We start from the raw sequence: 6,546 nt of genomic DNA, 5'->3' as shown, positions 1-6,546 counted from the left end.
GCAATCCAACTATTAACTAAATCCTCAATTTTCTGCAACTCTTCTGCTGTGACAGCGCGCGGAGAATTGAAATCAAATCGCAATCTCTCAGACGATACCAGCGAACCAGCTTGCGAAATCGAATCATCCACAATTTTCCGCAAAGCTGATTGTAATAAGTGAGTTGCTGTATGGTTAGCCTGAATTCGGCGGCGGCCGCTATTGTCAATTTTAGCCGTAATACTATCGCCAACTCTCAGCGTTCCCCGTTCCACAAAGCCGAAATGCACGAAGAAATCCGATTCCTTCTTCACATCATCAACTCTTACCAACAAACCCTCTCCATTCTCTCCCTGAAGGCTGCCATTCAAATAACCTTTATCCCCAATTTGTCCGCCGGATTCAGCATAAAACGGCGTTTGGTTCAAAACAACTTGTACCTCAGTACCGGCGGCTGCTTCCTCCACAGATTTGCCGTCAACCAAGATAACTTCCACCTCAGCTAAACTTGACAATTCAGCATAACCAACAAACTCAGTTCCCTGGATAGTTTCAGCCAACTTATCCAAAGAACCCTGCACGGTCAAATCGATTGTTTGGCGAGCATCTTTAGCGCGAGTTTGCTGTTCCTTCATCGCCGCTTCAAAGCCGTCCAAATCCACAGAAATTCCCTGTTCCTCAGCAATTTCTTGAGTCAGTTCTAAGGGGAAACCGTAGGTATCGTAAAGAGTAAAAGCATCTTGACCGCTGATTTGTTGGTTGGTTTGCTGTTTTGTACGATCGACAATTTCCTCCAGCAGCTTCTCTCCGCGTTCCAAAGTCTTGAGAAACTGCGCTTCTTCCCTTGCCAATTCCGCCTTAATTTGAGCTTCCCGCAGCCGCACGTTCGGATAAGCAGCTTCCGAAAGGGCGATCGCACTTTCAGCCACCCGCACCGTAAATTCGCCCTGAATTCCAATCAGTCGCCCGTGGCGCACCACCCGGCGAATCAACCGACGCAAAATGTAACCCCGACCAACATTCGACGCGCGAATTTCGTCCGCAATCATGTGCACCACAGCCCGAATATGGTCGCCAATTACTTTCAGCGAAACCTTGACTTTTTCATCGCTATTGTGGTAATAAATCCCGGCAATTTCCGCCGCCGATTGAATAATCGGAAAAATCAAATCTGTTTCGTAATTATTGGGGACTTTCTGGAGGATTTGCGCCATCCGTTCCAGTCCCATGCCAGTATCAATATTTTGATTTTGCAGCGGTGTTAAATTGCCCTCTGCATCTTTATTGTACTGCATGAAAACCAGGTTGTAGAATTCAATAAACCTGCTATCATCTTCGAGGTCAATATTGTCGCCTCTTTCTGGGTGAAAATCATAGTAAATCTCGGAACACGGGCCGCAGGGGCCAGTCGGGCCGGATTGCCAGAAATTGTCATCTTCTCCCATGCGCTGAATCCGATCGCCCGGAATGCCAATTTCATCGCGCCAAATCGCAAAAGCTTCGTCATCTTCTCGGAAAACGCTAACAACCAAATTGGACGCTGGTAAACCGAAAACTTCCGTGGAAAGTTCCCACGCCCAGGCGATCGCCTGTTTCTTGAAATAATCCCCGAAACTGAAGTTGCCCAACATCTCAAAAAACGTGTGGTGGCGGGCGGTGCGGCCGACGTTTTCGATGTCGTTGGTGCGGATACACTTTTGAGAAGTCGTGGCGCGCGGTGATTCGGCGGTGCGCTGTCCGAGAAATATCGGCTTGAATTGTAGCATTCCGGCGATCGTCAGCAACACTGTCGGATCTTCGGGCACCAAAGAAGCACTCGGCAAGATTTTATGTCCCCGCTGAGCATAAAAGTCGAGGAATGTTTGGCGGATTTGGCTGCCACTGAGAAACTTAGGAGAAATAGACATGACAAAAACAGTTAAGTATGTAAAGATGTAGCAGCAATAGAACTTACATCTATGTGGATATTTATATCATTATACTTAGTAATGTAAAGACCTATCAAGTTTTGCAAATAGTGCTTTACTCCTCCGAAAGCTCGTGCTAACTTAATAATAGACACCCGGACAGAAAGAGAAAGGAGGTCGCTATATTTAGAAAGAAAATTCTAGGATATAGACATGGTGTCTCCGGTCTAGATTCCCAGGCGCAGCAGAAATTAACCGAACACAACTTGGAATAGTGGCGAACTGCCGATCGAGCAGTCAAGCCAAACCGCAGTCGAGTCAGACTTAGTTGTCGTTGCGGATTAAAAGTAAAGCTGCACAAGTTGTAAACCCTAGTAAGTAAAAGTTCTCAACCGGAAACACATCTCGTTTGTTAGAAAAAACAAAGTTCTCATATTATTGGGTCTGGTCGCTGTCGATCGGGCCCTATGAATTGTTATAGGGCGATCGCAGGATCACAGGAGCAGAGTTCGACTTTATAAGTGCTTTCAGGTCAAAGGCAACATCCCTCGGAGCCGATCGGCGAGCGATCGGTGCAGCTTTTGAGTTATATATTATGTATAATTGGACGTGTGCGCCCGCGCCCGCCTGCTTTTTGCCGGGGATCAAGCGCTGTGGTATGAGGCAATGTCAAGATGCGATATGATTGAATATGTCAGTACAAGACATTAAAATCTACCCCGCTGTACTGTATAGCAGTAAAATCTACGCTTCTATGAGCTTGCTGCAAGCCAAGGATAGCAAATCGCCATTTTTGGTGACAAGACCAGGCTCAAAAATTTGAATCTCAGGATATTTAGAGTCTTGACTCTAAATAATCCCATCCCCGACGCAGGGGTGAGAGTTCAAACAATAAAAGCCCACCCACTCAAAAAAGCTAGTGCCACCAACAACGGTAGTAAATCACTAGCACAGTTCTTAAACTCACAATTTTCGGAGATTCCAGGTACAAGTATGGCAGAAATAACTAAAGAAGAAATGCGCGAACGGCTGGGAAATATTGACCAGATCCGGGATATAATTTTTGGAGCGCAGCTTAGAGAATACGACAATCGCTTCGATAAAATAGATTCCGACTTGTCCATGATGCAGCAAGATATGCAAACTCGCATCGAACAAGTAAAAACAGTTCTTTCAGGAGAAATGAAGGCGGCAGTAGATTCGTTAGAAAAGAAAGTAAAATCGCTCACCTCAAACACCCAAGAAGAAAGCGCAGACATTCGTCAGCAAGTCGATCGCGTTAACCGCAAATTCTCCAGCAGCATGGAAGCCCTGGACGAGGCGATCGACAATCAAACCAGTTCGCTTCGCGACGAACTCTCCAAAACCAGAGATCGACTATCTGAAGAAAGCCGCACTTTGAAAACACAAGTTTTTGAAGAGCTCGATCGTCGCTTTTCTATGCTCCGAGATGTTAAAGTTTCTAGAGACGACATGGCAGAAATTCTGTTTGAACTCGGCATGAGACTCAAAGGCACAGAATTTGTACCCGAACTTAAAGGCGTTGCGGATAATAAGTTAAATACCGAATTTCTGTTGCCGGAGCGCCACCATAACGGATAATAACGCATGGCTTTACCGAAAGAAAATCCGGCTGACGAAAATGAGTTAGAGGGTTTTGTTTCTCAACCTGACGATTCTGCTGCCGATGCAGCAACCCAGCTAGAACCCTTGCTGAATCTGTTAGTAGATCTCAAAATTTTTGCTGGTTCCAACCAGCAAAATGCAGAGCCCGAAGAAGACAGCAGCGACGAAAATAATCAAGCTGGGGCCCTCGGCGGGTTGATGGATTTGTTAGGTATTTCTGAGCAAGGGCCAGAGGAAGTTGCAGCGAGTGTACCCGAAACTGGCGATCGCCAACCGGAGTCCGGCCATGCCCCGGCTGTTGCAGACGAGTTCAAAAGTTTGCTATGGGCTACTCACAAACTCAACACTTCAGAACTAGAAAAAGACTATTCCTCAGCTAAAACTATAGATGTTTCCGCGATCGCCCAGCCGGATTTGGAGGAGGAATCAAAGCCTGTCGAAAAATTGTCTAACTTGACAATGAAAGATTCTCTACAGGAAGTCAAGACTCAAAAATTCTACGGGTTCGATCGGCAACAAGATGTTTCCGGTTCCGAAACCGAGTCAAAATCCTCGGAAATTCCCAATGACTTCATAGTTTCAACAGTCTCAGAGCCACCAGAAACTGCATATTTAGATCCGGTGGTTGCTTCGCTTCAATCGATGCCAAACTTGGTAGAACAGCCCACACCGATATCGCAGCCAGCAGAAATATTAGGTCAAATTAAACAGGATTTAAATGAAGCCGACAGCGCGATGGCAAGGCTGCAAAATCTGATGTTCGGCTCTCAAATCTCTGATATCGAGCAAGTGAAAAGTCTGCTGGCAGAAAACGACTTGCCGGGGGTGCGCCACCTAATGGCAACAATCGACGATAAATTAGGAAAATTGGAGCACCAAATCTACGAACCCCAAGAGTTGATTGAGTTGATGCTGCCTTGGATCGCAGAAATTCTTAGCCGAAAAATTGCCGATTCCAGAGAAGAAGTTGTCAACGCGATCGTCCCCATTATTGACGAAGTGATTAGGGCAAAAACTGTCGAAAACAAGTCGGCAATGAGTGCGGCAATAGCTGAGTTGCTTCCCGAGGCGCTTGCTCAACAAATAGTGAATTCGCCAGCGGATATCGCTAAGGCGATCGCCCCAGAAATTGGTCTGGCAATTAAAGAGCAAATTCGCCTTGACCAAGAGTCGATCGCCCAGGCGATCGCACCGGAAATGGGTAAAGCGATTACAGCCCAAATAAAACTCGAACGCGACTCTATGGTGGATGCGCTCTATCCCGTAATTGGCAGTACAATTTCCCGATACATGGCAGAAGCTATCAAGACAATCAATGAAAAAGTGTCAAATGCCATCAGCGTCGAAGGATTCAAAAGAAAAATTCGCTCCAAAGTACAAGGAGTCTCCGAAGCTGAATTAATCCTCCAAGAATCAGTACCCTTCACCGTTCAAGCAGCATTCTTAATTCACAAAGCATCAGGCTTAATAATTTCCGAAGTTCAAAACTCAGAAAGCTACCAGTTAGAATCAGAAATGGTAGCAGGAATGCTCACAGCTATTCGCAGCTTTGTTAACGAGTGTATCGTGCAGCCGGGAGAATCTTCCGAACTAAATCAAATTGAATACGGCGACTCAAAAATTCTGCTAGAAGTAGCTGGATATTGCTACATGGCCGTCGTGATTAAAGGAGAACCGCCAAACTTTTTCATCCAAAAAATACGACAAACCGTTAGTCATCTCATCCTTAATTATGGTCAAGTCATTCACGATTTTAACGGCGACCCCGGTACTATACCGGAGTCACTGCACCCGTCTATAAAAACTTTATTCGACCCGCTACAAACGGAAAAATCAACAAAACCCCCGATCGCCCTAGCCGCTATCAGTTTAGCCGCCTTGAGCTTAATCTTAGTACCTTGGGGAATTTATCAGTACCGCAGCAGTGTTGAGCGCCGCCTCGAAGCAAATGCCATCGCAGCTTTAGCATCCACTCCCGAATTAGCAGTTTACCGCTTAGATGTTGCAGTTGATGGCAAAACTTTAAAGCTAACCGGAAAGTTGCCAAATCAAGAATTGCGGGCACAAGCTGCAAAAATAGCCGCATCAACTGCACCGAAATTGCAATTAGATAATAGAATTATAGCTGTCGATGTCCCCCCAGATCCAGTTTTGACGGCAGCAGAGGTGCAGCGGATTACCGCCGTTTTGAACCAGAGAGAGGGCGTTTCTATTTCTAGTCGGTATGGCGATCGTAAACTTACAGTAGAAGGCCGAGTTAGAGACGGTACAGAGGCACAGAACATAGCTCAGTCCCTGAAGCAAATTCCCGGTGTTCAGTCGGTCATCAGTACGATTAAATTAGAGCCGCTAAAGATTACAACCCGCATCTACTTCGAGCAAGGAACGACCAAATTAGACTCAACAGATGAAGAAATCATCGCCAGTGTCAAAAAAATCATGGATCAATATCCTCAAAAACAGATTAAGATAATTGGGCACAGCGATCAAAGTGGAGAACTTGCTACAAATCAACAGTTGTCGCTCAGGCGTGCCGCAGCAGTGCGAGATGCTTTAGTGCGGCAAGGTGCTGATCCGAAGCGCCTCCAAACGCTTGGCATCCCCCATCCTCCTGCCGACGTGGAACCCAATCAACCGCGAATTTTAAGCAGGTGCGTGCTATTTGAACCAATAACTAAGACCGTAAACAGTAAATAATTATGTCAGTTACTATATCTAAAAAAATGTGTATGATCGGCGATTTTGGCGTGGGCAAAACCAGCCTAATCCGCCGTTTTGTCGATCGGCAATTCAGCGACCAGTACCTCTCCACTGTAGGAGTAAAAATTTCCAGCAAAATCGTAGAATTAGAAGGGGTAAAACAGCGGGAAAACGTGACTGCAAAGTTGCTGATTTGGGATTTAGAAGGGCATACAAAATTCAAAGGAATAGCACCGACTTACTTGCAGGGGGCTAGTGGTGTTTTAATCGTTGCCGATGTCAGCCGATCCGAAACTGTTGAGCGAATCTCCGAACACATTCAGCTTTTTTCTTC

At 45.9% G+C, this 6,546-nt stretch carries 4 protein-coding genes; 3 read left to right on the top strand and 1 reads right to left on the bottom strand.

What is annotated here, in order from left to right:
- Window positions 1-1,886, bottom strand: a 1,886-nt coding sequence (alaS, locus tag QUA38_RS26500; protein ID WP_333167166.1) for an alanine--tRNA ligase, incomplete at its 3' end; no start/stop codon positions are given.
- 993 nt (window positions 1,887-2,879) lie between these two features.
- On the opposite strand from alaS, the gene QUA38_RS26495 reads away from it, so the two are divergent.
- From QUA38_RS26495 to QUA38_RS26485, 3 genes are all read left to right on the top strand, one after another.
- The gene (locus tag QUA38_RS26495) at window positions 2,880-3,488 is read left to right on the top strand and encodes a hypothetical protein (protein ID WP_333167164.1); all 609 of its coding nucleotides are present in this window, start codon (window positions 2,880-2,882) and stop codon (window positions 3,486-3,488) included.
- Between the two features lie 6 nt (window positions 3,489-3,494).
- A complete protein-coding gene (locus QUA38_RS26490) occupies window positions 3,495-6,209 on the top strand; it encodes an OmpA family protein (protein ID WP_333167162.1) in 2,715 nt (904 codons plus the stop codon).
- 2 nt (window positions 6,210-6,211) lie between these two features.
- The coding region (locus QUA38_RS26485) for a Rab family GTPase (protein WP_333167160.1) at window positions 6,212-6,546 on the top strand (335 nt) is incomplete at its 3' end.

It is taken from the genome of Microcoleus sp. Pol12B4 (assembly GCF_036701385.1).
Taxonomy (GTDB): Bacteria; Cyanobacteriota; Cyanobacteriia; order Cyanobacteriales; family Microcoleaceae; genus Microcoleus.
This window is presented reverse-complemented; position numbering and strand designations above follow the sequence as displayed.

Coding starts and splice junctions, on each gene's coding strand:
- QUA38_RS26495 (WP_333167164.1), top strand. CDS start 2,880: ATGGCAGAAATAACTAAAGAAGAAATGCGCGAACGGCTGGGAAATATT.
- QUA38_RS26490 (WP_333167162.1), top strand. CDS start 3,495: ATGGCTTTACCGAAAGAAAATCCGGCTGACGAAAATGAGTTAGAGGGT.